Here is a 1108-nt window from a genome sequence, read left to right as displayed (position 1 = left end):
GAGATGATGCGCGAACATCCATCAATCAAATTTTGCTCTTTGACGCATATGTGTGACGAGTTAGCCGCCCAGCTTCGCAAAGGAGGCAACCAGTGAGCGAATCAAAATGTCAGGTTAATGGCAACAAGATAGAACCGTGTGCAGCACTGGCAAAGTCCCTTGAGCATGATGCTGAATACACGACGCGAAAAGGTCTGCTGATATACAAAATCTGGAATGAGAGTTTAACTCGCGGCCCTGATTTGGTGATGTTGCGTTCCGGTGAATTTTCTAAATCACCAGTGCGGGTTTCATTTTGTCCGTTCTGTGGTGAAAGTTTGAAAACGTGGGAAAGGGCGATAGTGAAATGCGAAAGTTCAAAGTAATTATTGAAACGGGAATAGCTGGTGGAGATTTTGAGGATGTATTCGAAGTGGACGATGATGCGACACCTGATGAAATTCATGACGAAGCAAAAGAAATTTTCTTTAACTACTGCAATTACTCATATCACGAAATAAAAGACGAGGAGGAAGAACAAAATGGCTGATTTTGGTTCAACTAAAAACAACGTCAGTTTTGAAGAATGGCATGAACTGTTAATGGACTATGCAGAGTTACGTGGTGGAAGTGCTGCTGATGCCGAAGCATGGCGTGATGACTATGAAGCAGGAAAAACTCCGGTCGAAGCATATTGTGATGAGTGGGGCGATGAATGAGCAAAATTAATTACCAGGCACTGCGTGAAGTGAAAGAGAAAGCATAATCCAAATCTGAATAATTAAATTCAGTACTGTAAATAAAATAGAATCCTTAACCGGAGGAATATCTATGTCAAATATTCAGAAAACCATTAATACTGAAAAATATAACGAGTGGGTGAAAAAATTCTCTGAGCAGGTTTTTAAAATTACTGGTGACGAGAATGTGGCAAAAAATGAATTAGAACCGTGGACACCTGAAGGAACCGACCCAAATTTTTGCTGGTGGGAGGTTGATCCGGTTGATGCTGCAAATGAAGCCATGAGTTACTACGACGATTAATGTCTGGAGGCCGCCCGAAAGGGCGGTAATGAAAAATGACTGAATTAACCAAAGAGCAATTAATCGAAGAGGCTAAATTAAAAAT

The 1108-nt window shown here is 41.1% G+C and carries 4 protein-coding genes; all 4 read left to right on the top strand.

All coding sequences use genetic code 11. The features are described from left to right. The first annotated feature begins 92 nt into the window (after nt 1-92). The 4 genes from C7B16_RS24195 (at nt 93) to C7B16_RS24185 (ending at nt 1023) form a co-directional block, all read left to right on the top strand. Nucleotides 93-365 carry a hypothetical protein gene (locus C7B16_RS24195; RefSeq protein WP_107180288.1) on the top strand — a complete coding sequence of 91 codons (273 nt, stop codon included), beginning with the start codon at nt 93-95 and terminating at the stop codon, nt 363-365. Continuing rightward, complete coding sequence (locus tag C7B16_RS24190) at nt 347-529, top strand: DUF7167 family protein (RefSeq protein ID WP_001224685.1); 183 nt, start codon at nt 347-349, stop codon at nt 527-529. The genes C7B16_RS24195 and C7B16_RS24190 overlap by 19 nt, the downstream gene beginning before the upstream one ends. Continuing rightward, the gene (locus C7B16_RS24940; protein ID WP_181244207.1) at nt 522-698 is read left to right on the top strand and encodes a hypothetical protein; all 177 of its coding nucleotides are present in this window, start codon (nt 522-524) and stop codon (nt 696-698) included. Before C7B16_RS24190 ends, C7B16_RS24940 begins: the two co-directional genes overlap by 8 nt. A 112-nt stretch (nt 699-810) precedes the next feature. Further along, complete coding sequence (locus C7B16_RS24185) at nt 811-1023, top strand: hypothetical protein (RefSeq protein WP_107180287.1); 213 nt, start codon at nt 811-813, stop codon at nt 1021-1023. Nucleotides 1024-1108: the final 85 nt, after the last annotated feature.

Origin of the sequence: Escherichia sp. 20412-1 (assembly GCF_003027595.1) — a bacterium.
Taxonomy (GTDB): Bacteria; Pseudomonadota; Gammaproteobacteria; order Enterobacterales; family Enterobacteriaceae; genus Escherichia; species Escherichia marmotae.
This window is presented reverse-complemented; position numbering and strand designations above follow the sequence as displayed.